The sequence below is a fragment of the Bradyrhizobium sp. AT1 genome (assembly GCF_001590795.1).
In the GTDB taxonomy this organism is placed as follows: Bacteria; Pseudomonadota; Alphaproteobacteria; order Rhizobiales; family Xanthobacteraceae; genus Bradyrhizobium.
The window spans coordinates 818,063-842,318 of record NZ_JXDL01000001.1 but is presented as its reverse complement, the minus strand read 5'-3'; the positions used below and the strand labels follow the sequence as shown (position 1 = coordinate 842,318).

Here is a 24,256-nt window from a genome sequence, read left to right as displayed (position 1 = left end):
GTCATTTCGCTCGAGTAGCTGGAGGCTGCCCCTTCGACCACCAAGTCTCCGGCAAATAGCCCGAGAGCGAGGTGGCCTTGGGCCGTTCTATCCGATTCCAGCGCGCGATCCATTGCTCCGATACGTTAAACAGGGGGATTGTGTAGACGCCCGCGATCAAGGCGCGATCAAGGGCCCGTACCGCGGAGACGAAGTCCGTATGTTCACGGGCCTCGAGCAGGGCGGCGATCATGGCATCGACCGCGGGATCCCTGGCGCCCATGTAGTTGCGGGTCCCTTGATTGTCCGCGGCCGCGCTGCCCCAGTAGAAAGATTGCTCGTTGCCGGGCGATAGCGACTGATCCCAGCGGTTCTGGATCATGTCGAACTCGAACGCGAGTCGGCGCTGGTCGAACTGTACGGGATCGACCGACCGCACGTTCGGCTCGATGCCGGCGCGCTTGAGGTCGCGCTGGAACGCGAGCGCGATGCGCTCCTGGTCACGGGTCGTGACCAGGATCTCGAAGGTGAGGGGGGCTTTGGTCGCACGGTTGCGCAGCACGGTGCCGTCGAGTTCGTAGCCGGCTTCCGACAACAGTTTCAGCGCCGCGCGCAGCGTGGTGCGGTCGCGGCCTGAGCCGTCGGTGACCGGCAGGCGGTAGCTGCCGTCCATGATGTCGGGCGGAATTTGAGCGGCGAACGGCTTGAGCAGCTCACGCTCGCGCGGATCCGCAGCCCGGCCATAGGCCGACAGGTCGGAGCCGGCGAAATAACCGGCCACGCGCGAATAGAGCCCGAAGAAATAGTTGCGGTTGACCAGCTCGAAATCGAACAGCAGCGTCAGCGCCTGGCGCACGCGGATGTCGGCGAAGATCGGCCGGCGCGTGTTGAACACCAGGAATTCGGAGGGCTGCGGCACGCCCGGCTTGAAGGCGTCGCGGATCACCTCGCCGCTTTTCGCGGCCGGAAAATCGTAGCCGTCGTGCCAGCGTAGCGGCTCGTGCTCGACACGGAAATCGTAGAGGCCGCGCTTGAAGGCTTCGAACTGGCCGTTGGCCTCGCGAAAATAGTCGAGCCTGATCTCGTCGAAATTGTAGAGCCCGCGGTTGATGGGCAGGTCGCGGCCCCAATAGTCGGGATTGCGGGTGAGCGTCACGCTGGCTCCGGGCTTCACCGCCGTGACGCGATAGGGACCCGAGCCAACCGGGCTCGTCAGCGTCGTCTCCTCGAAGGTCGCGACGTCGACGGCATGCTTCGGCAGGATCGGCATCAGCCCGAGGATCAGCGGCAGCTCGCGGTCATTGGCGCCTGCGAGGTCGAAACGGACGGTGAGGGGATCGATCGCCTCGGCCCTGGCGACTTTGGCGTAGTACTGCCGGTGGTTCGGGCGGCCGTGGTCGCGCAGCAACTGCCAGGAGAACAGCACGTCCTCGGCAAGCACGGGCTTGCCGTCGGAAAAGCGGGCGCGGGGATCGAGACGGAACGTGACGAAGCTGCGTTCGTCGTCGGTCTCAATGCTCCTGGCGAGCAGGCCATAGAGCGTGAACGGCTCGTCATTGCCGCGCGCGAGCAGGCTCTCGACCACGTAGCCGCGCATCTGCTGTACGGCCAGTCCCCTCACGATGAAGGGGTTGAGGCTGTCGAAGGTTCCGAGAATGCCCCAGGTCAACCGACCGCCCTTGGGGGCATCGGGATTGGCATAGGGCATGTGGGTGAAATCGGCCGGCATCGCCGGCTTGCCGTGCATGGCGATGGCATGAGCCTCCTCGGCCCGTGCGTCGCCGGCGGACAGCGCAACCGCGAGCACGGAGGCGAGGACGCAAAGGCGGAGACCGGGGCCCTCGAAAAGGCGCTGGAACATGAACATCGGCACACGTTGATTCGAGGACCGGCTGGTCCTGAATCCTATCACAGGGAATTTCACCGGGGGCAGCTGGGGATGTGGCCAAAGGCGCTTGTCGGCATTGATCTTTTCGTCGGCCACGTTAAGAAGGCACCCAATCGCGCAAGAGCGTCGAGCCCGTCACTTATCCGCCTCAATTGACGGGGAGAGAGCCGCGCCCAACGCGGCCAGGTTCGTCGCTTCGGAGCGGTTCGGGCACTTCCCGTTCAGAAAGGGTTTTCCGCAATGAATTTCCGTTACTTGGCCGCGTCCGTACGGCCGCGCGGGCGACTTCTCGCCATGTTGACGGCGACGGCGTTGGCCGTTCCGTTTGCCGCCGAGGCCCAGACGCCGGCTCCGGCGCCGGGCGCTCCGAAGGCGGCTCCGGCCCCGAAAGCTGCTCCCAAGGCCGCCCCGAAGGCTCCTGCGCCCGCCGCATCTCCGCAGGCCCAACCGGCTCCCGCCCAGGGCGCTCCGGCGCAGCAGCAGGGCGCGGCCCAGCCGGCTGACCAGCAGATCCAGCTGATCTACGCCCCCTGGACCAAGTTCTGCCTCAAGGGCCAGGACGCCAACGCCAAGCAGGTCTGCTTCACCGGCAAGGACGGCCGCATCGAGTCGGGCCAGCCCGTCATCGCCGCCGTCATCATCGAACCGGAAGGCGAGCCCAAGAAGATCCTGCGCGTGACGCTGCCGCTCGGCATGCAGCTCGTGCACGGCACCCGCCTCATCGTCGACAGCAATGCGCCGCTGCAGAGCCCCTACGTGATCTGCTTCCAGAACGGCTGCATGTCGGACTACGAGGCGACGCCCGAGCTCATCAACAGCATGAAGAAGGGCCAGAATCTCGTCGTTCAGGCGATCAATGCCAACGGCGCGCCGCTGACCCTGCCGCTGCCGCTCGCCGGCGAATTCCAGAAGGCCTATGACGGTCCGCCGACCGATCCGAAGGTGTTCGAGGAAACCCAGAAGAAGCTCCAGGAAGAGCTTCAGAAGAAGGCCGACGAGCAGCGCAAGAAGCTCGAGCAGCAGGGCGCACCGCCCGCTGGTCAGAAGTAATCGGGGCGAGATCCCGGACATGAAAAAGGCGCTCGTCTCGAGCGCCTTTTTTGCTGGCCGGGTCTCGGCTTTGCCGGCCGGGTCTCGGGCGAAGCTCAGTTCAGGGACGGATTGCGCGGGCGGTAGCCGCCATCCTTGTTCTTGATGAAGATCTCGGCCACCTGGGAATGCCGGATCGGCTCACCCGACTCGTCCGGCAACAGGTTCTGCTCGGACACGTAGGCGACGTATTCGGACTCAGCGTTCTCCGCGAGCAGGTGGTAGAACGGCTGGTCCTTGTGGGGCCGCACCTCCTCGGGGATCGACAGCCACCACTCCTCGGTGTTGTTGAATTCCGGATCGATGTCGAAGATCACGCCCCGGAACGAGAAGATCCGGTGGCGCACGACCTGTCCGATCTGGAATTTGGCGGTCCGCGCTTTAATCATTCCCCGTCGATAGACCAGGATTGTGGCCGATGCTAGTGGCCTCATCTGGATTTAACGTTCACGTCAGGGGCAGATAGCCCTCAAGTCCTCAGAAAACACTTCATCAATGGTCGATATCCTCAATCTGGCGCTACCTTATTTCGGCTTGATCTTCGTCGGATTCGCGTGCGGCAAGGCCAAGTCCCTGCCGGAATCAGGCCTCGCCTGGATGAACTTCTTCCTGCTCTACGTGTCGCTGCCGGCGCTGCTGTTTGCGATCATGTCGAAGACGCCGTTCTCGGAATTGAACAACCCGCCGTTCCTGGTGGCGACCACGCTGTCGACGGTTGCAGCGTTCACCCTGGCGCTGGTGGTCGGCAAGGTTCTGGGACGGCTGACGCTGCGTGAGGCGACGCTTGCAGGTCTCTCGGGCGGCTACGGCAACATCGGCTATATGGGGCCGGGGCTGGCGCTTGCGGTGCTGGGATCGAAGGCGTCGGCGCCGACCGCGCTGATCTTCTGCTGCGACAGCATCTTCCTGTTCACGATCGTGCCGCTGTTGATCGAGCTGTCCGACCGCGATCATCCCTCCATCGTGCATGCCTTCGGCGTCGTGCTGAAGCAGATCGTGCTCAACCCGCTGATCATGTCGGCGTGTTTCGGCGCGGCCTTCGCATCGCTGCACATCGAGATGCCCGTCGCGCTCGATCGCACGATTACCTTCCTGCAAAACGCCGCCGCTCCGACCGCGCTGTTCGTGCTCGGCGTGACCGTGGCGCTGCGCCCGTTCGATCGCGTGCCCTGGGAGGTGCCGGGCGTGATCGCGATCAAGCTGCTGTTTCACCCCCTCGCGGCGTTCGGTCTGATGCTCGCGTTCGGGCCGTTCGCACAGCCCTGGGCCGCGACCGCCGTGCTGATGGCTTCGCTGCCGCCGGCGCTGAATGTGTTCGTGATCGCCCGGCAGAACGACGCCTGGATCGAATCTGCCTCCGTCGCCGTCTTGCTCGGGACGTTTGCGTCCGTGGTCACGCTCACCAGCGTGATGTGGCTGCTCCAGACCGGACGGCTGGCGTTTCCGTGAGAGGGCAGAACTGCTGATGATGCGAACGGTGCGCTCCCTCTCCCGCTTGCGGGGGAGGGTTGGGGAGGGGGCTCTCTCGGCGTTGGGATTGTCCGAGGTTTGGCGAGAAAGTCCCTAAAAGGAGAGAGCCCCCACCCGGCGCTGCGCGCCGACCTCCCCCGCAAGCGGGAGAGGTTTGCACCGAGCCCAGCAGCCAATTCCTTCAACCTAACCCCAGCTACCGGCGCCAGGTCGGCGTCAGGCCCTCGCGCATCGCAAAGCGGCGGAGCGGGCCGATGGCGCCGAGCAGGTGCATGCCCACGGCGCGGACCGGCTGCAGCGGCAGGAAATCATTGAGCAGGGAGCGGTTGGCCATGTCGATCGCAAATGTCCGGCTCAGAATGTCCGGACGCCGCGCCCGGTCGTAGCGCCTGAGCACCTCGTCCGCCCCGGGATCCTGGCCCGCCGCGATGGCCTCGCCGGCGAGCCGTGCGATGTCGGCGGCATCGCGCAGGCCAAGGTTGAGGCCCTGGGCGCCGATCGGCGGAACCACATGGGCGGCTTCGCCGACCAGCGCGATGCGATTGCTGCCGAAGGATTTTGGACGTTCGATCGCCAGCGGGAACAGGTTGCGGCCGGGCTCCGCCGTCATCCGTCCGAGGATCGAGTGCGACTGCTTCTCGATCGCGGCAGACAGCTCCTCGTCGCTGAGGTCGCGCAGGCGTTCGGCGTCCGCGGGGGCCGAGACCCAGACGACGCTGGAGCGGTCGCCGGGCAGGGGCACGAACACGCAAGGGCCGTGCGGCGTGTGGAACTCGGTCGAGACATTGCGATGCGGCCGCGCATGGCCGACGTTGAAAGTCAGCGCGGTCTGATTCAGCTCGCGTCGCGTCACCGCAATGCCGGCGGCCTCGCGGCACAGCGAATGCCGGCCGTCCGCGCCGACCACGAGCCGGGCGATGAGAAACTGTCCGGAAGCCGTGCGGATCGCGACGTCGTCGGCCTCGATGACGATGCTCTCGGCCTCGTCGTCGAAACGGACGAGATTGGATAGCTCCGCCGCACGTTGTTCCAGCGCCAGCATCAGCGAGCGGTTGTCGATGTTGTAGCCGAAGGCGTCGCGGGCGATTTCGTGACAGGAGAACCGGACCTCCGGCGCGCGGAACAGCCGGCCGGTGTCGTCGACGAGGCGCATGACCTCGAGCGCAGCTGCCTCGTCCTTGCAGCGTGGCCAGACGTCGAGCGTCTCCAGCAGATCGACGGAGGCCCCTAACAGCGCGGTGGTGCGATTGTCGGCATAGGGCACGCGCCGCGCCACCAGCGCGGTCCGCGCACCCGCCTGCGCCAGTGCGATGGCCGCCGCAAGCCCGGCCGGTCCACCGCCGATCACGGCGACGTCATGGAGTGTCGATGCGTCTGTCATGGAACGACACATGACACGCCCGGCGGCAAATTCAAGCCCGCTGATTTGGCCTGATTTTTCGACGGATTGTGCGACGGCGCGCCGCAATGGCGGATGTGCAAACCGGCCCCATTCTGATAGCAGGAGCCATGGACAGCCAAGAGGATTCCCTGAAGCCCACGCCCGCGATCCGCGCCGCGGCCTTCTCGGTGCATATCTTCACCGCATTCGGTGCGGCGATCGCGCTATTGGCGATGCTGGAGGCCGTGCGCGAGCATTGGGCGGCGATGTTTCAATGGCTGGGCGTCGCCCTCATCATCGACGCAATCGACGGTCCGATCGCGCGCCGGCTCAACGTCAAGAACGTGCAGCCGAACTGGTCGGGCGACGTGCTCGATCTCGTGGTCGACTTCGTCACCTACGTCTTCGTGCCGGCCTATGCGATCGTGGCGAGCGGCTTGCTGCTGCCGGTCGCGGCACCCTTGCTCGGCATCGCCATCATCGTCACCAGCGCGCTCTATTTCGCCGATCTGCGCATGAAGGCGGACGACAATCATTTCCGAGGCTTTCCGGCGCTATGGAATGCGGCGGCGTTCTATCTGTTCCTGCTGCACTGGCCGCCGCTGTGGTCGACGCTGCTCGTGACCGCGCTCGTCGTGCTGACCTTCGTGCCGTTCCACGTGCTGCATCCGGTCCGTGTCGTGCGGCTGCGCTGGCTGACGATGTCGCTGATCGCGATCTGGGCGGTGCTCGGCCTCTACGTGCTGGAGATGGATTTCCGCGTCGGCGCCGGCGTCACCATCGTGCTCTGCGCCATCGCGCTCTGGATCAGCTTCAGCGACGCCTTGATCCGCCTGGCGAGATCCTTCGCGTGATGCACCTGTTGACCAGCCCCGAAGCCTGGGCGGCGCTGCTGACCTTGACGGCGCTCGAGATCGTGCTCGGTATCGACAACGTCATCTTCATCTCGGTTCTCGTGTCGCGCCTTCCCGAGAAGCAGGCGCAACGCGCCAGGCAGATCGGACTCGCGCTGGCGCTGATCTTCCGCCTCATTCTGCTCAGCCTGCTGGTCTGGCTGATCGGCCTCACCGCGCCGGTGTTCTCGGTTGCGGGTCAGGACCTTTCATGGCGCGACCTCATCCTGATCGGCGGCGGCCTGTTCCTGATCGCCAAGGCGACGCATGAGATCCACGGCGAGGTCGAATCCGATCACGGCCGAAGCGATGAAAAATCAACGGGCAACGCCTTCGTCTGGGTGATCGTCCAGATCATCGTCGTCGATCTGGTATTTTCCCTGGATTCGATCATCACCGCGATCGGCATGGCGGAGGACATCAAGATCATGATCGCGGCGGTCGTGATCGCTTGCGGGGTCATGTACGTCTCGGCCGGGCCGGTCTCGCGGTTCGTCGCGGAACATCCGACCACGAAGATGCTGGCGCTTGCCTTCCTGGTGCTGATCGGCGTCGCGCTGGTCGCGGATGGATTCCAGTTCCACATCCCCCGTGGCTATATCTACTTCGCGATTGCGTTCTCGGCGGCGGTCGAGTTTTTCAACGTGCTCGCCAGGCGCAATCGCGGCAAAGCCCGCAGGCCAGGTGGTTGATCCCTTCAGCGGCGTCGAGTTGACAAGGCGGGCGTGATCGCTTTCGCTGCGGTTTGAGAAGAGGAGCCGAATGATGACCAAAGCCGTCCGTGTGCACAAGGTCGGAGGCCCCGAAGCCCTGGTCTATGAGAGCGTCGACGTGCCGGCGCCCGGGCCCGGCGAGGTGCGCATCCGCCAGCATGCGGTCGGCCTGAACTTCATCGACGTCTATTACCGAACGGGCCTCTACAAGGCGCCGGGACTGCCTTTCATCGCCGGCAACGAGGCCTCCGGCGAGGTGGTCGCGGTCGGGCCCGGCGTGACGCATTTCCATCCCGGCGACCGCGTCGCCTATTACCACAATCTCGGCGCCTATACCGGCGAGCGCAACATCCCCTGGGAGAAGCTGGTCAAGCTGCCCGACCACATCACCCACGAGCAGGGTGCCGTGCTAATGCTGAAGGGGCTGACCGTCTGGTATCTGCTGCACAAGACCTTCAAGGTCGAGCCGCATCACCGCGTGCTGATCCACGCTGCTGCCGGCGGCATCGGCTTGCTCGCCTGCCAATGGGCGAGGGCGCTCGGGGCCCACGTCATCGGCACGGTCGGCTCGCGCGAGAAGGCCGAGCTCGCCGAGGCCAATGGCTGCGACCACGTCATCCTCTACAACGAGGAGGATTTCGTCGCGCGCGTCAAGCAGATCAGCCGCAACGAGGGCTGCGACGTCGTCTATGACGGCGTCGGCAAGGCGACTTTCCCGGGCTCGCTGTCGTGCCTGAAGCCGCGCGGCATGTTCGTCTCCTTCGGTAACGCTTCAGGTCCGGTGCCGCCGTTCTCGATCGCCGAGCTCAACAATCACGGCTCACTGTTTGCGACGCGGCCGAAGCTCAACGACTATGTCGGCACGCGCAAGGAGCTGCTCGAAGGCGCCGACACGCTGTTCGCCGCCGTCATCAACGGCAAGCTGCACGTCCCGATCAACCACGCCTACGCGCTCAAGGACGCAGCGAAAGCTCATACTGATCTCGAGAGCCGCAAGACGACGGGGGCTTCGATCTTGAAGCCGTAGTGTCGGGCCCCGGCTCAGCAGCGTACCGCCGAAGAGGGCGCTGCGCTGCGTCCGGGGCGCGGGACCGGTTCTTACGCCACGCGCCGTGCCGCGCCGGCCTTGGTCAAAATCCCGTCGAGACAATCGATCATCTCGGCGATCTCTGCCTTCGCCACGTTCAGCGCCGGCATGAAGCGCAGGGTGTCGACTTGCGGGGCGTTGAGCAGCACGCCCTGCTCGAATGCCTGCGCGACGATGCCGGGCGCCATCGGCAGCTTGAGGTCGAGCGCGAGCAACAGGCCGCGCCCCCGCACGCCGCCGAGCCCATGCCGGGCCGAGACCTTCTGCAACTCGCTTTCGAGCAGGAGGCCGGTCTCTGCGACCTGCTTCAGGAAGTCCGGCTTGGCGACCTCCTCGAGCACCGCCAGCCCCGCCGCGCACATGATCGGGTTGCCGTTGAACGTGCCGCCCTGGTCGCCGTGCTCGAAGCAGGAGGCGCGTTCGGTCGCGAGCAGGGCGGCGAGCGGCACCCCGCCGCCGATGCCTTTGCCGAGCGTCATGATGTCGGGCGCGATGCCGGTGTGCTCGTAGTGGAAGAGCTTTCCGGTGCGGCCCATGCCGGTCTGGATCTCGTCGAAGATCAGCAAGAGGCCGTGCGCCTCAGTGAGTGCGCGCAGCTCCTGCAGGAACTGATCGCTCGCAGGCCACACGCCGGACTCGCCTTGGATCGGTTCGAGCATCACGGCAACCGTGTTGTCGTTGATCAGATTCTTCATCGAGGCGATGTCGTTGAGCTTCGCCTTCTTGAAGCCCGCGACCTTCGGCTCGAACAGCGGCTCGAACGCCTTCTTGCCCGAGGCCGACATCGTCGCCAGCGTCCGGCCGTGGAAGCCGCCTTCGAAACTGATGATCTCGAACGCGCCGCCCTTGTGCAGGCTGCCATATTTGCGCGCGAGCTTGATCGCGCCCTCGTTGGCTTCCGCGCCGGAATTGGCGAAGAACACCTGGTCGAAAGCGCTGTTGTCGACCAGCGTCTGCGCGAGCTTGAGGCTCGGCTCGTTGTAGAAGGCCGGGCTCGGCGTCAGCAGCCGCTTGGCCTGCGCGGCGAGCGCGTCGGCAACTGCCGGCGGCGAGTGGCCGAGGCAGTTAACGGCCCAGCCCTGCACGAAGTCGAGGTAGCGCTTACGACCGTCGTCCCAGAGGTAGGAGCCGGCACCGCGGACGAACACGGTCTTGGGCCGTGCGGTGATGTCCATCAGCGCGTCATACGGATGGGTGGCGGTGGTCATGTCGAACTCCTCTGGAGGCGGGTGGAAAACGGGCGCAGAAAGCAGAAAGGCCGCACCTTGCGGGTGCGGCCTTCTCGAAAACCTCGGCTGAATTTTAGTGGTTCAGCGGCGTCGTCGGACATGGCGCACCCTCTCGTCGTCGCGGGAGCGACGGCGGAGCATTTCGGTGCGCTGGTTGGTCCGGGCGTTGATCATGGGGCGCGGCAATACATGCGAAGGGCAGGACTTGTCAAGCGGTCGTTTTGCAAGACACAGCCCTGGCGTGCATCGGTCAGGTCAGGTGCGGCGCTTCCTCGACCTCGTCGGCACCCCAATCGGCGTCCGCAATCGAGCTGTCGATCAGCTCGCCACGCAGCAGCTTGAGCGGCGATTTCCAGTACAGGGCGATGTTGTGAAAGGGATCGGTCAGCACCTTGAACGCCCAGACGAGGCCGGTCGTGAGGTCGCGCGTGGCGAAGAGCTGGAGCATGCGGGCAAGGCCGCCGCCGATGCCGATCGCGAGCCAGAGCGTGCCGACATGGCGGACGAAGTCGAAGCGATCGGTGGGCGGATCGAACAGGCCGAACAGCGTCGGATACACGTACAGCGCGACTGGTGCGCTGCCCCAGACCAGCAGCAGGATGATCTTGCGGGTCTGGTTGTAGCCGACCTTCACCGCCTCCTTGTAATCGTTGCTGACGTCGTTGACGGCGTCATAGCCGTTCGGCTCGAAGAAGAAGTGCCCGGTTTGTCGCGTCAACATCGCCAGCCAGCCGACGATGCCCGCGATCGCTGCGTCCGTGAACAGCAGCGCGTAGCAGCCGAGGAAGATGATGGCGCTGATCAGGTGCAGCGTCTGGTTGATGGTGCTCTGGTGGTAGAAGCGGTAATCGTCGAAGCGCTGCGTGCGCAGCATGTCCGAGAGACGGCTCATCAAAATCCTCGCTCGCGTTGAAAACGTGGGGGAGAGTTAGGACGAGTCCGTGACCTCTGAGTGAATGCACTATAGTGTCACACGGCGCACGCAGCCCGTTCCGATACCGGCCGGGTCGTTGCCTTTTCATCGCTCGCCCGGCAGAACCATTGCGCCGCTGGCGCGTTTGTGATCGAGGTGCGCGAATTGGTTCGAACCGGACGCAACTCCGCTCAGACCAAGATGGGCGGGACCAACCAGATTGTCTTCAGCCTTGTCCGATACGCCTTACCCGATCGACCTCGACAGCATTCGCGGCGCGTTTCCGCCGGGGATCGAGGCGCCCCCGCTGCTGGTCGACTTTGCCGACTGGCTCAACGGGCGCCCGTGGGGCAGCGTCGGCTGCTTTTCTCTGCAGGGGCAATTCTCCGATCGTGCGCCGATCATCGACGGCAGTTCCTTGCGGGACAGGTTTTCGCTGTTCATGCGTCTGCCGGATGGTTCGGCCGTCGGCGGCTGGTATGGCGCGGGTCTCGACCGCGACAATCCCCCGATTGTCGGGCTGGGGTCGGAGGGCGATTACGAATTGCTGGCGCCAAGCCTCGACGGTCTGCTCGCCAAACTGACCTCGCAACAATTCGACGATGCCTGGAGCGATCTCAAGCCGCATGACGAGGTCGAGCCCCAGACAGTCGAGCTCGCGCAGTGGCTCGCCGGGCGGCCGCATGGCGAGGCGACCACGCCTGAGGAGATTTCGTCGGAGCTGCCCGACTTCCGCGGCTTCGTGGAAAAATGGAGCCGGGATCGCGAAGACTATTGGGCCAATCACCGGCTGATGGCTGAGCTCGGCTGGCGGCTGGCCGCCCATTTGCCGAAGGGCAAGAACCCCTGGGACAAGACCCGTTTCTCGGTCGCGATCGTCGGCAAGCAGTACCAGGCGCGCGTGCTGTCGCGCGGGCCGCAACCGTTCGAGGAAGCGGCCTCGATCGAATCCCTGCTGCGCGATCTGCGCGAGGAGATGCGCCGTGCGCAGCCCGAGCTTGGGCTGTGGTACGCGATGAATTTCGGGCTCTATGCCGATGGCCGCGTCATGCCGAATTTCGACTATGATTTGCGTCCGACCATCGAGGGTGAGCCGGCGCTGCTGACCGAGGCCAAGGCCGATCTCGCCCGTGCACCGCGCCCTGAGCGCTGGGTGCCGAAATGGCTAGTGTGAAGATCTAGCCCGAGCAGTGGCCTGCTCCCCCTCCGCAAGCGGGAGAAGTTGCAGCGAGCTCGCGGCGAGACCGATCGCAACAACGAAGTGCCCGTCAAAACCCAGCGACGCTGCCGTGCAGATCGTATTGGTCGGCGCGCTCGATCTTGGCGGTGACGATCTCGCCGACCCGCAACGAGCGGCGGCTGGTAAGGTAGACCGCGCCGTCGATCTCCGGCGCGTCGGCCTTGGAGCGGCCCTTGGCGACGGTCGGGCCGACCTCGTCGATGATGATCTGCTGGCGCGTGCCGACCTTGCGCTTCAGCCGGCGTGCCGAGATCTTCTGCTGGCGGGCCATCAGCGCGTTGTAGCGCTCCTGCTTGACCTCTTCCGGCACCGGGTTCTCGATCGCGTTCGAGGTTGCGCCGGCCACCGGCTCGTATTTGAAGCAGCCGAGGCGGTCGATCTCGGCTTCGTCCAGCCAGTCGAGCAGATAGGCGAAGTCGGCATCGGTCTCGCCGGGGAAGCCGACGATGAAGGTCGAGCGCAAGGCGAGATCAGGACATTCCTCGCGCCAGCGCTTGATCCGCGCCAGCGTCTTGTCCTGCGCGGCGGGGCGCTTCATCGCCTTCAGCACCTCGGGGCTCGCGTGCTGGAACGGGATGTCGAGATAGGGCAGCACCTTGCCCTCGTTCATCAGCGCGATGACCTCGTCGACATGCGGGTAGGGGTAGACATATTGCAGCCGCACCCAGGCTCCGAGTTCGCCCAGCTCACGGGCGAGGTCGAGGAATCTGGCGCGGACCTGGCGGTCCTTCCACGGGCTCTCGGCGTATTTGAGATCGACGCCGTAGGCCGAAGTGTCCTGCGAGATGACCAGCAGTTCCTTGACGCCGGCGCCGACCAGGCGCTCGGCCTCGCGCAGCACGTCATTGGCCGGACGCGAGACCAGATCGCCGCGCAGCTTCGGAATGATGCAGAAGGTGCAGCGGTTGTTGCAGCCCTCGGAGATCTTCAAGTACGCGTAGTGCCGCGGCGTCAGCTTGATGCCTTGCGGCGGCACCAGGTCCACGTGCGGGTTGTGGGCGGGCGGCAGCGCGCGGTGGACGGCGTCGAGCACGCTCTCATATTGCTGCGGGCCGGTGATGGAGAGCACGCCGGGATAGGCCTGCTCGATCTGCTCGGGCTCGGCGCCCATGCAGCCGGTCACGATCACCTTGCCGTTCTCGGCCATGGCCTCGCCGATCGCCGACAGCGATTCCTGTTTGGCGCTGTCGAGGAAGCCGCAGGTGTTGACGATGACGATGTCCGCGCCGTCATGCTTGCGGGCGAGCTCGTAGCCCTCGGCGCGGAGGCGCGTGATGATGCGCTCGGAATCCACCAATGCCTTGGGACACCCGAGCGACACGAAGCTGACCTTGGGCGCAGCCGTCTGATCCATATCCAAATCTGCCTGATTGACCGGCCTGAGCTAGTCCCAATTGCCCACAATTACAACCCTTTGCAGGGCGTTCCGGCGTGCTATGGATGAAACACCTGCCGTGAGTGAGCAATGAGCGCCGACCAGTCGCCCAAAATCGTGATTGTCGACGAAAGCCCGATCCGGGCTGCGATCCTGCAGGAGGGATTGCGGGAGGCCGGATTCACGCAGGTCGTCCATATCAGCGAGATGCACAGCCTGCTTGCCCGTATTTATGCGGTGGACCCCGACATCATCCTGATCGATCTGGAGAACCCCAGTCGCGACGTGCTGGAGGCGATGTTCCAGGTCAGCCGCGCCGTGAAACGGCCGATCGCGATGTTCGTCGACCAGAGCGATTCCGCCTCGATCCAGGCCTCGGTCGAGGCGGGGGTGTCCGCCTACATCGTCGACGGGCTGAAGAAGGAGCGCATCAAGCCGATCCTCGACCTCTGCGTGTCCCGCTTCAACGCCTTCGCCAAGCTCCAGGAGGAGCTGGAGCGCACCAAGTCGCAGCTCGAGGACCGCAAGGTCATCGAGCGCGCCAAGGGCATCCTGATGAAGGTGAAGGGCCTCACCGAGGACGAGGCCTATGTGCTGCTGCGCTCCACCGCGATGCGCGAGAAGAAGAAAATCGGTGAGATCGCGCAGTCGATCATCACCGCCTCGGAGATGCTGAAATGACTGCTCCCCTCCGCATCGGATTCATTCCGCTGGTCGATGCCGCAGCGCTCATCGTCGCCGTCGACAAGGGGTTCACCGCCGCCGAGGGGCTCGAGGTCGAGCTGGTGCGCGAGGTCTCCTGGTCCAACGTCCGCGACAAGCTCAATATCGGTCTGTTCGACGCTGCGCATCTCTTGGCGCCCGTGGCGATCGCGTCCTCGCTCGGGCTCGGCCACGTCAAGGTGCCGATCGCCGCGCCCTTCAACCTCGGCATCAACGGCAATGCCATCACGGTCTCGCCCGCGCTCCACGCCGCGCTGATGGAGGAGATCGACGGCGACCGCTTCGATCCCTTGGCCACGGCGAAAGCGCTGGCGAAGGTCGTGGCCAAGCGCCGCAAGGAGGGGGCCGAGCCGCTGACCTTCGGCATGACCTTTCCGTTCTCGACCCACAATTACCAGTTGCGGTTCTGGATGGCCGCGGCCGGCGTCGATCCCGACGAGGACGTGCGTCTCGTGGTGCTGCCGCCGCCCTATATGGTCGACAGCCTCAAGAGCGGCCATGTCGATGCGTTCTGCGTCGGTGCGCCCTGGAACTCGATTGCCGTCGATCTCGGCATCGGGCATATCCTGCATTTCGTCTCCGACATCCTCGACCGCGCGGCGGAGAAGGTGTTGGCGGTCCGTCAGGTCTGGGCCGACAAGAATCCGGATGTGGTCGCGAGCCTGGTGCGCGCGGCGGTGAAGGGGGCCGAGTTCATCGAGAGTCCTGCGAACCTCGATGAGACGACGCAGATCCTGGCGCAGCCCGAGCGGATCGGCGTCGATGCCGAGGTCATCCAGCGCACCCTGACCGGACGCCTGAAGATTTCCCCTGACGGCACCTTCCGCGAAAGCCGCCGCTATCTCCTCGTGGGCCGGGAAGAGGCAGGGCGCCCCGATCCAGTCCAGGCCGCCTGGCTCTATGCGCAGATGGTGCGATGGGGGCAGACCGCGCTCACGCCCGAGGGCGTGAGAACTGCGATGGCCGTGTTCAGGCCTGACCTGTACGATGCGGCGCTCGGCCGCCGGCCACCCGAGCACGCCCCCGCAGCGTTCGGAGCTTTCGCCGGCCCGGTGTTTGATCCCGACAACATCCGCGGGCACCTAGAGGCCTTCGAGGTTGGGCGCTGGAGGGTCTGATTCGGGTCTGCATCCTTTTTGATCACGCAGAATCGTCGCCCAAATATTGATCAAAGTGCACGAATTTCGTGAGATTACGCAGCCCGGGATATCCCGGGTTCACGCCTAACCATCAGAAAATACAACGCTTTCTATTTCTCGCAAGCTGGCACGCAACTTGAATGTTGCAGTGCGGCCAGCTTGTCACAGATGCCTGCTGAGCCGAGTCCCGCAGCAACGAAGCTGATCGGACCGTGGGGTAGACAAGCCGGCTCTTGGAGCCAGCCTCGTCCTCGCGGGTCGTGCCATGTCCGCCGATGCCACCCTGGTGGCCGCAGGAGCTTCGTTACCGACCATGAAAATCGATACGCTCGCAGTCGACTTTACCGACGAGCAGAAACGCTATCTCGAAGGCTTCACGACCGGTCTGCAGATCAGCCGCGTCGGTCGCGGTCTGGGGGGCGGCGCCGGCAAGGCGAACGCCGAACCCACTGGTCCCGATGCCGTGCACATCAAGGCGCAGGACAAGGTGATCGCGTCGGGCAAGAAGCTCGCCGACCAGGAGAAGTTCAAGCGCGACGAGCATCCCTTCGATGCTTATCCGCGGCTGCGCCAGCAGGCAGCTGACAACACCCCGCCGAGCCCGGCGGACAATTTCCGCTGGCGTTATTACGGCATCTTCTACGTCGCGCCGACGCAGGACTCCTATATGAGCCGCCTGCGCATTCCGAACGGCATCATGAAGCACTGGCAGATGTCGGGCCTTGCCGATCTGGCCGACGAGCTCTGCGGTCCCTACAGCCACGTTACAACGCGCGCCAACTTGCAACTGCGCGAGATCCCGCCGAAGCACGCGATCAAGCTGCTCGAGGGCATTCAGGAACTCGGCCTGTGCTCGCGCGGCTCCGGCGCCGACAACATTCGCAACGTGACGGGAACGCCGACGGCCGGCATCGATCCGCAGGAAATCATCGACACGCGGCCCTATGCGCGCGAGTGGCACTACCACATCCTCAACGACCGCTCACTCTATGGCTTGCCGCGCAAGTTCAACGTCGCCTTCGACGGCGCCGGCAGGATTGCGGTGCTGGAGGAGACCAACGACATCGCCTTCACTGCCTATGAGGTGAAGGACGGCTTCGGCGTCGAGCCGGGCGTCTGGTTTCGCCTCGGTCTCGGCGGCATCACCGGCCACAAGGACTTTGCGAAATATTCCGGCATCATCGTCAAGCCGGAGCAGGCGACGGCCGTTGCCGACGCCATCGTGCGCGTGTTCATCGACCATGGCGACCGCACCAACCGCAACAAGGCGCGGCTGAAATATGTGCTGGATGCTATGGGCCATGACGGCTTCCTTGGGCTGGTCGAGGAGCGGCTGAAGAGCCCGTTCACGCGCGTGCCGGAAGAGGCGTTCGCTCCGCGCCCCGTCGCGGACCGCATGGCCCATGTCGGCGTGCACAAGCAGAAGCAGGACGGCCTCAACTGGATCGGCGTCTCGCTGACGCTCGGCAAGCTCAGCTCCGACCAGATGCGGGGCCTTGCCAAGATTTCGCGCGATCTCGGCGACGGCGAGATCCGGCTGACGGTCTGGCAGAACCTGCTGATCTCAGGCGTGCGCGACGAGAATGTCGATCTCGCCATTGCCGCCATCAAGCAGATCGGGCTCGCGGTCGAAGCCTCGCACATCCGTGCCGGCCTGATCGCCTGCACCGGCAATGCCGGCTGCCGCTTCGCCGCCGCCAACACCAAGCGCAATGCCGAGGAGATCGGCGACTGGTGCGAGCCGCGCGTCGCCATGGACAAGCCGGTCAACATTCACGTCACCGGCTGCCACCATTCCTGCGCGCAGCACTACATCAGCGACATCGGCCTGATCGGTGCGCGCGTGCCCGTGAACGAGGAGGACACGGTGGAGGGCTATCACCTCTTCACCGGCGGCGGGTTCGGCCCCGATGCCGACGTCGGGCAGGAGGTCTATCACGACCTCAAGGCCGAGGACGCGCCGAAGACGGTGGAGGGGCTGCTCAAGGCCTATCTCGCCCATCGCGCGTCTGCCGACGAAACCTTCCTCTCCTTTGCGCGCCGCCATGACGGCGAAACGCTGCGCAAGCTTGCCGATGCACAGGTGTCCGCATGAACCAGATCACCCCTCCGCCGAAGCTCGACATCATTCCCGCCAGCGCACCGTTCTCGGAGGCGCAACGTTCCTGGCTCAACGGCTTCTTCGCCGGGCTGCTGTCGCCTGACGTCGCAACGCCGCTGTCGGCGGAGCAGGGCGCTGCGGTCATGCAGGCCGGGGACGGCGACGACGGCGAAGCGCCGTGGCACGACCAGACCATGCCGATTGCGGACCGCATGAAGCTTGCGGAAGGGCGCCCCGTCCGCCGCAAGATGATGGCGGCGATGGCGCAGCAGGATTGCGGCCAGTGCGGCTACAATTGCCACGACTATTCGGAAGCGATCGCGAGCAAGAGCGAAGCGCGGCTCAATCTCTGCGTCCCCGGCGGCAAGGAAACCGCGCGGATGCTGAAGTCGCTCTACGAGGAGCTCGACAAGGCCCCGGCGGCCAAGGCGGCAGACAAGCCGGACGCTCCGGCGCCGGCCGTGACGGTGACGATCGCAGAGCCGGGCCGCTCGCGCGACAATCCTGTTGCCGCGACCTTCCTGTCGCGCCGCCTGCTCAACAAGGGCAAGTCGGAGAAGGAAACCTATCACGTCGAGTTCGATCTCTCCGAAAGCAAGCTGGATTACGTCGTCGGCGACAGTTTTGGTGTGTTCGCGCGCAACGATGTCGGGCTCGTCGACCAGATCATCGCGCTGCTCGGCGCCTCCCACACCACTAAGGTCAACGGCAAGACGCTGCGCGAGGTGCTGATCGACGACGTCTCGCTGTCGCCGGCACCCGACACGCTGTTCGAGCTGATCTCCTTCATCACCGGCGGCGCGGCGCGCGAGAAGGCGCGCGCGCTGGCGCAGGGGGAGGATCCCGATGGCGATGCCGCAACCCTCGACGTGATGGCGGCGCTGCAGAAATTCTCCGGCACGCGCCCGCATCCGGAGGCCTTCGTCGAGGCGCTCGAGCCGCTGCAGCCGCGGCTCTATTCGATCTCGTCCTCGCACAATGCAACGCCCGGAAAGCTGTCGCTGACGGTCGATTCCGTTCGCTACATCATCGGCAAGCGCAAGCGCATCGGCGTCGCCTCGACCTTCCTGGGTGAGCGCATCAACGAAGGCGACAAGCTCAAGGTCTATGTACAGAAGGCGCATAATTTCGGTCTGCCGCAGGACGCGAAGACACCCATCATCATGATCGGCCCCGGCACCGGGATTGCGCCATTCCGCGCCTTCCTGCTCGACCGCAAGGCGACAGGCGCGCCCGGCAAGAACTGGCTGTTCTTCGGCCATCAGCGCAGCGACTGCGACTTCTTCTACCAGGAGGAGCTCAACGCAATGAAGACCTCGGGACTTCTCACGCGCCTGTCGCTGGCCTGGTCGCGCGACGGCGAGAAGAAGTTCTACGTGCAGGACCGCATGCGCGAGGTCGGCCGCGAGGTCTGGACCTGGCTCGCCGAAGGCGCGCATCTCTACATCTGCGGCGATGCCAAGCGCATGGCCAAGGACGTCGAGCGTGCGCTGGTCGACATCGTCGCCCAGTTCGGCGCGCGTTCGACGGACGAAGCCGTCAGCTTCGTTGCCGAGCTCAAGAAGACCGGGCGTTTCCAGGCGGACGTGTACTGAGTGCTGTCACCGACGCGTCATCCGGGCCGGTTCCAACTGGCTCGGATTTGAACGAATAAGAATCTCGGAACCCGCCTCTGGAAAGAATTTACGTCTGCGATGCCGCCGCTTCGCAGCACGCGCATCGCTATTTGCACCACCGTCTTGCCTCCCGCACCGGTTGATCCCTCATAATCCCCCGAATGGGGCGTTGGAGATCGACTATGCGCGAACTATCGGCGGAAGCTAGACTGCACTTCTACGCGCGCTCGCTCTCGCGGCAGACCAGGGCGAACGCCCATCATCTGGCGCTTTACAGCGCGTTTGCGGTGATCGCGGCCATTGTGCTCGGCTCGTTGTCGGTGCATCCGTTTTGAAGGTCTCGTCGCCGTGATCGCGGGCACGGCGCCGTGCGCCTTTGCCGCCCGACACCTGATGTGTTTTACGCCCCGCGCTTGAACGGCGCGACCTCGATCCCCGCAACCTTCAGCGCCTGACGCAAGCCGCGCGCGATGTCGACCGCGCCGGGCGTGTCGCCGTGGATGCACACCGTGTCCGTGCGCATCTTGATGACCTTCCCGGTCACCGAGACCACCGCGCCGTCTTGCACCATGCGAACCACGCGGTCGGCGATTGCCTTGGCATCGTGCAGCACCGCGCCGGGCTTCTTGCGCGAGACGAGATTGCCGTCGTCCTCATAGGCGCGATCGGCGAACACCTCGTGCACCATCGGCAGGTTCGCGTCTTCACCCGCCTTCACCAGCTTCGAATTGGCGAGCACGACGAAGATCAGGCTGGGGTCGACCGCCTTGATGCCGGCCGCGATCGCCTTCGCCGTCATGTCGTCCTCGCAGGCGACGTTGGAGAGCGCGCCATGCGCCTTCACATGCGTGACCTTGTGGCCGGCCGCGGTGGCGATCGCCTGCAGCGCGCCGATCTGGTAGGCGACGAGGTTCTCGATCTCGGAGGCCTTGAGGCCCGCGATCGGATGCCGGCCGAAGCCGTGCAGGTCGCGATATCCAGGGTGGGCGCCGACCGAGACGCCGCGCGCCTTCGCCAGCTCCACCGTCCGGCGCATGATGTCGGGGTCGCCGGCATGGAAGCCGCAGGCGACGTTGACCGAGCTTGCGAGCTCAATCATCGCGGCGTCGTTGCCCATCTCCCACGCGCCAAAACCTTCGCCAAGGTCGCAATTGAGGTCGACTGTCTTCATGGGTGCTCTCCGCCTTCCGGTCTTGTTGTTGCGCTTAAGGCTCCGCGGTGACCTGCCAGGTGCCGGCATCGACGGCGTTCACCGCGTGGCCCGCAACGTTGGCATCGCTGAGCGCCTCGATGTTGAGTGCGACGGTGTCGGCAGAACGCAGGCGATCGGGCAGGGCCCGGATCGCTTGCGCAAATTTGCGCGCCTCGTCCTGCGCCTCGGCCATGCTGACGGCCTTGAAGCGGAACGCCGTTCCCGCCGAGGTCTGGGCGAGGCGGCCGACATCGGCCGTGATCACGGTCGCGATCTTGGGATAGCCGCCGGAGGTGCCGCGGTCCATCATCAGCGCGATCGGCGCGCCGTTGCCGGGCACCTGGATGCTGCCGTTGACGGTGCCGTCGGAGACGATGTTATGGCCGTGCAGATGCTTGATCGCGGGGCCCTCGAGCCGATAGCCCATGCGATCGGACGTCGCCGAGATCTTCCAGTCGCTGTTCAGGAACAGCGCCTTGTTGGCGTCGTCGAACTCGTCGTCCTGCGGACCCAGCACGACGCGGATCGGACCGCTCACTGGCTTCGGCAGATCGATCCGCAGCTCGCTCGCGCCGCTCGCGGCATCGACGCTCAATTCGTCGCCGGCCTGGAGCGGCCGCGGGTAGGGGCTGCCGAGGCCGGCGCGGGCATTCACCGCGAGGCTGCCGAACACCAGTTCGCCCTTGATGGCGCCTTCGATCGCCAGATAGGTGAAGGCGCCGCCGCGGGCAAAGCCCAGCGTCAGCGTCTCGCCGTCCTTCAGCGTCACCGATGTGTCCATGGCGAGGGGGCTTCCGGCGACGTCCGCATTGCGCGGCGCGCCTGAGATCGCGACGCGCACGGCGCCGTCACGCGCGGTGAAGGCGGCGCCGAAAGGCCCGATCTCGACGGCGGCCGCGAAAGGGTCGTTGCCGACCAGCGTATTCGCCGCGGCCAGCGACAGCCGGTCCATCGCCCCGCTCACCGTCAGGCCATAGCGCTGTGCGCCAAGGCGCCCGCCGTCCTGGACGGAGCTTGCGGGGCCGATGCTGGCGACGACCAGGCGGCTCATGCGACCACCTGCTCGGCGACGAGCTCGCCGGCTTCCGCGGCGCGGTCCAATTCGTCGAACGTCTTGTGGTCGATGGCGAAGAACGTCACGCGATCACCGGGTTCGGTGAGGAAGGTCGGATTGCGGTGGAGCTGATAGGTTCTGACCGGCGTGCGGCCGAGCAGGTGCCAGCCGCTGGGGGCGGCCAGGCACTGGATGCCGGCCTGGATGCCGCCGATCGAGATCGTGCCGGCAGGCGTCAGCAGCCGCGGGTTTTGCCGCCGCGACATATGCAGGGACTTGTCGAGGCCGCTGAGATAGGACCAGCCCGGCGTGAAGCCGATCATGGCGACCTTGTAGTCGCCGCCAACGTGACGGGCGACGATGTCGTCGGGCGTGGTGTTCAGCGTCTTGGCGACGTCCTTGAGATCGATGCCGTGCTCGCCGCCATAGGCGACGGGAATGCGCCAGCGGCGCGCCTTGGTCGCCGGCGGTAGCGGCCGGGTGGCGATCGGAAGGATCTTTTCGCCGAGCGCATCGAAACCGATCTTGCCGGGGTCGTAATGCACCAGCAGCGAGCGATAGGTCGGCACGGTCTCGGTGATGCCGTCGATGGGGCTGGCCGCGAGCGCCTTGTCCAGCGCCAGCACGCGCTGGTTGGCGTCATCGTCGATGGTGCGGCTGAACTCGACCGTGACGGCACTGTCGCCACTGGGCAGAAGGCGGGGCGGGGGAAGCGTCGCGGCCATGAGCTGTCGAAGAGCTGTCGAAATCGGGCTTCGGAGGATGCGGCCCCCAGCGTGAGAGTTCCGCTTCGTCCTGCTTCGCGTAAATGCGCCCGCAAGTCCAATAAATTAATGCAGGGGGACGCGATAAGACCTTGTTATCGCGTCGCATAACGGCTCAGCCGCCCTGCGTTATTGGCGGTCTCTTGGCCCTTGACGCAACGCTTGCGGCTCGCAAGATGCGCGCGTTCTTTCCCGCACCCCGGAGCTCGTTGCCGTCCATGTCGCTGTCCCCCGAAGCCCGCAAGACCCTCGCCGGCATCACCACCGCCACCATCACCACGGTCCTGCTGAAAAAGGGCCTGCGCAATGTGTGGATGCGGGGCGCGCGGCCGCTGCGTCCGGGCCTGCCGCGCCTGGTGGGACCGGCCTTCACGCTGCGCTTCGTGCCGGCACGCGAGGATCTGGCGACGCCGGAATCCTGGTCGTCGCCGATCTCGACCCGCACCGCGATCGAGGCGATGCCGGAGGGCTGCATCGCCGTGGTCGACGCCATGGGCATCACCGATGCCGGCATCTTCGGCGACATTCTCTGCGCCCGCATGATTAAGCGCGGCGTCACCGCGCTGGTCACCGACGGCGTCGTGCGCGACGTCGAAGGCGTGCTCGGCACCAATCTGCCGGTGTGGTGCGACGGCTATGCCGCGCCGCCGTCTGTTGCGGGCCTGACCTTCGTCGGCTGGGGCGAACCGATCGGTTGCGGCGGCGTTGCCGTTTTCCCGAATGACATCGTGGTCGCCGACCAGGACGGCTGCGTGCTGATCCCGCAGGCGATGCTCGATCACGTGCTCAACGAGGGCGTCGAGCAGGAGCGCATGGAAGCCTGGATCGTCAACGAGGTGAACAACGGCGCGGTGCTGCCGGGCCTCTATCCCATGAACGCCGAGACCAAGGCGCGCTACGCCGCCAGCAAGAAGTAACAGAAGAGAGGACCCCATGGAGATCACTGTCGCAGGCACGCGGCCGACACGCCGCGCGCCCAAGGAAAACTTCACCGGCACCGTATGGCAGGACCCCGTGATCATGGCGCCCGCGCCGGCGCGGCTGAACTGCTCGCGCGTGGCGTTCGAGCCGGGCGCCCGCACCAACTGGCATCACCATCCGCTCGGGCAGACGCTCTACGTCATCTCCGGCGTCGGACGCGTGCAGACCAAGGGCGGCCCCGTCAGGGAAATTCGTCCCGGCGACACCGTGTGGATTCCGCCGGGTGAATTGCACTGGCATGGCGCATCGCCGACCAACGGCATGTGCCACATCGCCATGCAGGAAGCGCTCGACGGCGTCTACTCGACCTGGCTGGAGCCGGTGACGGACGCGGAGTACGGTGCGCCGCTGGGCTAGCTTCTCGTGTCCCGGACAAGACGCATCGCCTGAAGGCGATGCGTCGCCGATCCGGGACCCAGAATCTTTTCCGTGATCAAAATGCTGGGTCCCGGCTCTGCAGCAACGCTTCGCGTCGCTGCTTGTCCGGGACACCACACCTACATCTTCTCCGCCGTCCACGTCCCAGTGCACAGCGCGCCTCGCCAGGTGCCGGAGCCGGAGCTTCCGCTGAGCCGTCCGAAGCCGACGGCGCGCTTGATGCCGGTGCTGAGGGTGACGTTGATGCTGCCGGCGTCCGCCACGCGGCCTGACGCCGACACTGCGGTGCTGCTCGAGGCGATCTGCCCGTTGTTGATGCCGATCGCGACGGTCGCGCCGTTGCCGCAGGTCTCGCTCGATGAGGCGATGCGGACATTCCATGTACCGTCGAAAGTGCTGGTCGCGGCACCAGCCTGCGTGAGCGGGAAGGCGATGGCGACGATGGTGACGAAGAGACCTTTGCGGAAGCCGTTCATGACACGCCCCTGTGGGTGACCATGCGGGGACCATGGCACGGGGCGCGGAACCCGCGATGTGAGGGGGCTCACGCGCGCAATGGGCTCTGTGAGGTGGCGCACGTCTCGATGACGCCGACACCAAAAGCAAAGAGGCCCGGATCACGGGCCCCTTTTCTCCGTCAAGACGTCCGGCGTGGCTTCAGTTCACCCGCGTCCAGGTCTGGCCGCCGCAGAACATGCCGCCGAAGGCGCAGCCCTGCACGCGCAGGCGATCGGTGCCCTTCATCGCGATCGTCGAATCGTAGGTCGAGCCGGAGTTCGGATCGAGGATCCGGCCGGACCATTTTTGATCCTTGCTCGGCTTCATGTTGATCAGGACCTGCTCGCCGTTCTGATTCGATTTGCTGTCGACCGAATAGCCGCACAGATTGCTGCCGCACTGCTCGATGCGGACCTTGCCTTCCTTCTCCTCGGTGAGCCAGACGCCGAGCGGTGAATTGAGATCGCGCGTCGGCGCGGCTGCGGGAGCTGGCGTCGCTGCGGCCGCCTTGACGGGGCCGGGGCGGCGGGCGCCGGGGCCGATGGTGGAGGCG

24 protein-coding genes are annotated in these 24,256 nt (G+C 65.5%); 13 read left to right on the top strand and 11 right to left on the bottom strand.

The genetic code is table 11. The annotated features are described in order from the left end of the window. Nucleotide 1: 1 nt before the first annotated feature. Entirely contained in the window at nucleotides 2–1,846 is a 1,845-nt protein-coding gene (locus SE92_RS03960; protein WP_063194561.1) for an extracellular solute-binding protein, read from the bottom strand. Nucleotides 1,847–2,107: 261 nt separating this feature from the next. On the opposite strand from SE92_RS03960, the gene SE92_RS03955 reads away from it, so the two are divergent. Next, on the top strand, nucleotides 2,108–2,917 hold the full coding sequence (locus SE92_RS03955; protein ID WP_063194560.1) for an invasion associated locus B family protein: 810 nt from the start codon (nucleotides 2,108–2,110) through the stop codon (nucleotides 2,915–2,917). Nucleotides 2,918–3,012: 95 nt separating this feature from the next. On the opposite strand, the gene hspQ is transcribed toward SE92_RS03955, so the two are convergent. After that, a complete protein-coding gene (hspQ, locus tag SE92_RS03950) occupies nucleotides 3,013–3,345 on the bottom strand; it encodes a heat shock protein HspQ (RefSeq protein WP_018317973.1) in 333 nt (110 codons plus the stop codon). A gap of 106 nt (nucleotides 3,346–3,451) precedes the next feature. On the opposite strand from hspQ, the gene SE92_RS03945 reads away from it, so the two are divergent. Next, nucleotides 3,452–4,405, top strand: a complete 954-nt coding sequence (locus SE92_RS03945; RefSeq protein WP_063194559.1) for an AEC family transporter — start codon at nucleotides 3,452–3,454, stop codon at nucleotides 4,403–4,405. 217 nt (nucleotides 4,406–4,622) lie between these two features. Here SE92_RS03945 and SE92_RS03940 read toward each other — a convergent pair whose 3' ends face one another. Further along, on the bottom strand, nucleotides 4,623–5,807 hold the full coding sequence (locus SE92_RS03940) for a UbiH/UbiF family hydroxylase (protein WP_063194558.1): 1,185 nt from the start codon (nucleotides 5,805–5,807) through the stop codon (nucleotides 4,623–4,625). Between the two features lie 86 nt (nucleotides 5,808–5,893). Here SE92_RS03940 and pcsA point away from each other — a divergent pair, with 86 nt between their 5' ends. The 3 genes from pcsA to SE92_RS03925 all read left to right on the top strand — a co-directional run bounded on the left by pcsA (nucleotide 5,894) and on the right by SE92_RS03925 (nucleotide 8,440). Next, on the top strand, nucleotides 5,894–6,661 hold the full coding sequence (gene pcsA / locus SE92_RS03935) for a phosphatidylcholine synthase (protein WP_063194557.1): 768 nt from the start codon (nucleotides 5,894–5,896) through the stop codon (nucleotides 6,659–6,661). Continuing rightward, nucleotides 6,658–7,392, top strand: a complete 735-nt coding sequence (locus SE92_RS03930) for a TerC family protein (RefSeq protein WP_063194556.1) — start codon at nucleotides 6,658–6,660, stop codon at nucleotides 7,390–7,392. Before pcsA ends, SE92_RS03930 begins: the two co-directional genes overlap by 4 nt. Nucleotides 7,393–7,465: 73 nt before the next feature. Further along, nucleotides 7,466–8,440 (top strand): quinone oxidoreductase family protein, encoded by a 975-nt coding sequence (locus tag SE92_RS03925; RefSeq protein ID WP_063203332.1) that lies wholly within the window; start codon nucleotides 7,466–7,468, stop codon nucleotides 8,438–8,440. 71 nt (nucleotides 8,441–8,511) lie between these two features. Here the strand turns inward: SE92_RS03925 and SE92_RS03920 are convergent, their stop codons facing one another. Together SE92_RS03920 and SE92_RS03915 are read right to left on the bottom strand one after the other, a co-directional pair. Beyond that, nucleotides 8,512–9,708, bottom strand: coding sequence for an acetylornithine transaminase (locus tag SE92_RS03920; protein ID WP_063194555.1), 1,197 nt, complete (start codon nucleotides 9,706–9,708; stop codon nucleotides 8,512–8,514). Between the two features lie 271 nt (nucleotides 9,709–9,979). Beyond that, the gene (locus SE92_RS03915; protein ID WP_063194554.1) at nucleotides 9,980–10,621 is read right to left on the bottom strand and encodes a hypothetical protein; all 642 of its coding nucleotides are present in this window, start codon (nucleotides 10,619–10,621) and stop codon (nucleotides 9,980–9,982) included. 241 nt (nucleotides 10,622–10,862) lie between these two features. On the opposite strand from SE92_RS03915, the gene SE92_RS03910 reads away from it, so the two are divergent. After that, complete coding sequence (locus tag SE92_RS03910; protein WP_245324440.1) at nucleotides 10,863–11,816, top strand: hypothetical protein; 954 nt, start codon at nucleotides 10,863–10,865, stop codon at nucleotides 11,814–11,816. A gap of 94 nt (nucleotides 11,817–11,910) precedes the next feature. On the opposite strand, the gene rimO is transcribed toward SE92_RS03910, so the two are convergent. Then, nucleotides 11,911–13,236 (bottom strand): 30S ribosomal protein S12 methylthiotransferase RimO, encoded by a 1,326-nt coding sequence (rimO, locus tag SE92_RS03905; RefSeq protein ID WP_063194552.1) that lies wholly within the window; start codon nucleotides 13,234–13,236, stop codon nucleotides 11,911–11,913. Nucleotides 13,237–13,347: 111 nt separating this feature from the next. Here rimO and SE92_RS03900 point away from each other — a divergent pair, with 111 nt between their 5' ends. The 5 genes from SE92_RS03900 to SE92_RS35590 all read left to right on the top strand — a co-directional run bounded on the left by SE92_RS03900 (nucleotide 13,348) and on the right by SE92_RS35590 (nucleotide 19,171). Beyond that, nucleotides 13,348–13,938, top strand: coding sequence for an ANTAR domain-containing response regulator (locus SE92_RS03900; protein ID WP_063194551.1), 591 nt, complete (start codon nucleotides 13,348–13,350; stop codon nucleotides 13,936–13,938). After that, complete coding sequence (locus SE92_RS03895; RefSeq protein ID WP_063194550.1) at nucleotides 13,935–15,098, top strand: CmpA/NrtA family ABC transporter substrate-binding protein; 1,164 nt, start codon at nucleotides 13,935–13,937, stop codon at nucleotides 15,096–15,098. Before SE92_RS03900 ends, SE92_RS03895 begins: the two co-directional genes overlap by 4 nt. Nucleotides 15,099–15,432: 334 nt before the next feature. Then, complete coding sequence (locus tag SE92_RS03890) at nucleotides 15,433–17,214, top strand: NirA family protein (RefSeq protein ID WP_063194549.1); 1,782 nt, start codon at nucleotides 15,433–15,435, stop codon at nucleotides 17,212–17,214. Beyond that, on the top strand, nucleotides 17,211–18,815 hold the full coding sequence (locus SE92_RS03885; RefSeq protein WP_063194548.1) for a sulfite reductase subunit alpha: 1,605 nt from the start codon (nucleotides 17,211–17,213) through the stop codon (nucleotides 18,813–18,815). The genes SE92_RS03890 and SE92_RS03885 overlap by 4 nt, the downstream gene beginning before the upstream one ends. A 203-nt stretch (nucleotides 18,816–19,018) precedes the next feature. Beyond that, entirely contained in the window at nucleotides 19,019–19,171 is a 153-nt protein-coding gene (locus SE92_RS35590) for a hypothetical protein (RefSeq protein WP_198172553.1), read from the top strand. A 65-nt stretch (nucleotides 19,172–19,236) separates the two neighbouring features. Here the strand turns inward: SE92_RS35590 and SE92_RS03880 are convergent, their stop codons facing one another. From SE92_RS03880 to pxpB, 3 genes are read right to left on the bottom strand one after another with little or no spacing between them, the layout of a single operon-like run. Then, complete coding sequence (locus SE92_RS03880; RefSeq protein WP_063194547.1) at nucleotides 19,237–20,007, bottom strand: LamB/YcsF family protein; 771 nt, start codon at nucleotides 20,005–20,007, stop codon at nucleotides 19,237–19,239. A 34-nt stretch (nucleotides 20,008–20,041) separates the two neighbouring features. Continuing rightward, nucleotides 20,042–21,079 (bottom strand): 5-oxoprolinase subunit C family protein, encoded by a 1,038-nt coding sequence (locus SE92_RS03875; protein ID WP_063194546.1) that lies wholly within the window; start codon nucleotides 21,077–21,079, stop codon nucleotides 20,042–20,044. Beyond that, nucleotides 21,076–21,807 carry a 5-oxoprolinase subunit PxpB gene (gene pxpB / locus SE92_RS03870; RefSeq protein WP_063194545.1) on the bottom strand — a complete coding sequence of 244 codons (732 nt, stop codon included), beginning with the start codon at nucleotides 21,805–21,807 and terminating at the stop codon, nucleotides 21,076–21,078. The genes SE92_RS03875 and pxpB overlap by 4 nt, the downstream gene beginning before the upstream one ends. A 257-nt stretch (nucleotides 21,808–22,064) precedes the next feature. Between pxpB and SE92_RS03865 the strand changes: the two genes are divergently transcribed. Beyond that, nucleotides 22,065–22,763 (top strand): ribonuclease activity regulator RraA, encoded by a 699-nt coding sequence (locus tag SE92_RS03865; protein WP_063194544.1) that lies wholly within the window; start codon nucleotides 22,065–22,067, stop codon nucleotides 22,761–22,763. 16 nt (nucleotides 22,764–22,779) lie between these two features. Next, nucleotides 22,780–23,184 carry a (R)-mandelonitrile lyase gene (locus tag SE92_RS03860; RefSeq protein WP_063194543.1) on the top strand — a complete coding sequence of 135 codons (405 nt, stop codon included), beginning with the start codon at nucleotides 22,780–22,782 and terminating at the stop codon, nucleotides 23,182–23,184. A gap of 140 nt (nucleotides 23,185–23,324) precedes the next feature. Here SE92_RS03860 and SE92_RS03855 read toward each other — a convergent pair whose 3' ends face one another. Both SE92_RS03855 and SE92_RS03850 read right to left on the bottom strand, forming a co-directional pair. Beyond that, complete coding sequence (locus SE92_RS03855; RefSeq protein ID WP_063194542.1) at nucleotides 23,325–23,681, bottom strand: hypothetical protein; 357 nt, start codon at nucleotides 23,679–23,681, stop codon at nucleotides 23,325–23,327. Nucleotides 23,682–23,862: 181 nt separating this feature from the next. After that, nucleotides 23,863–24,256 (bottom strand): DUF2147 domain-containing protein (locus tag SE92_RS03850; RefSeq protein ID WP_198172551.1); only part of this gene is annotated, 394 nt, incomplete at its 5' end.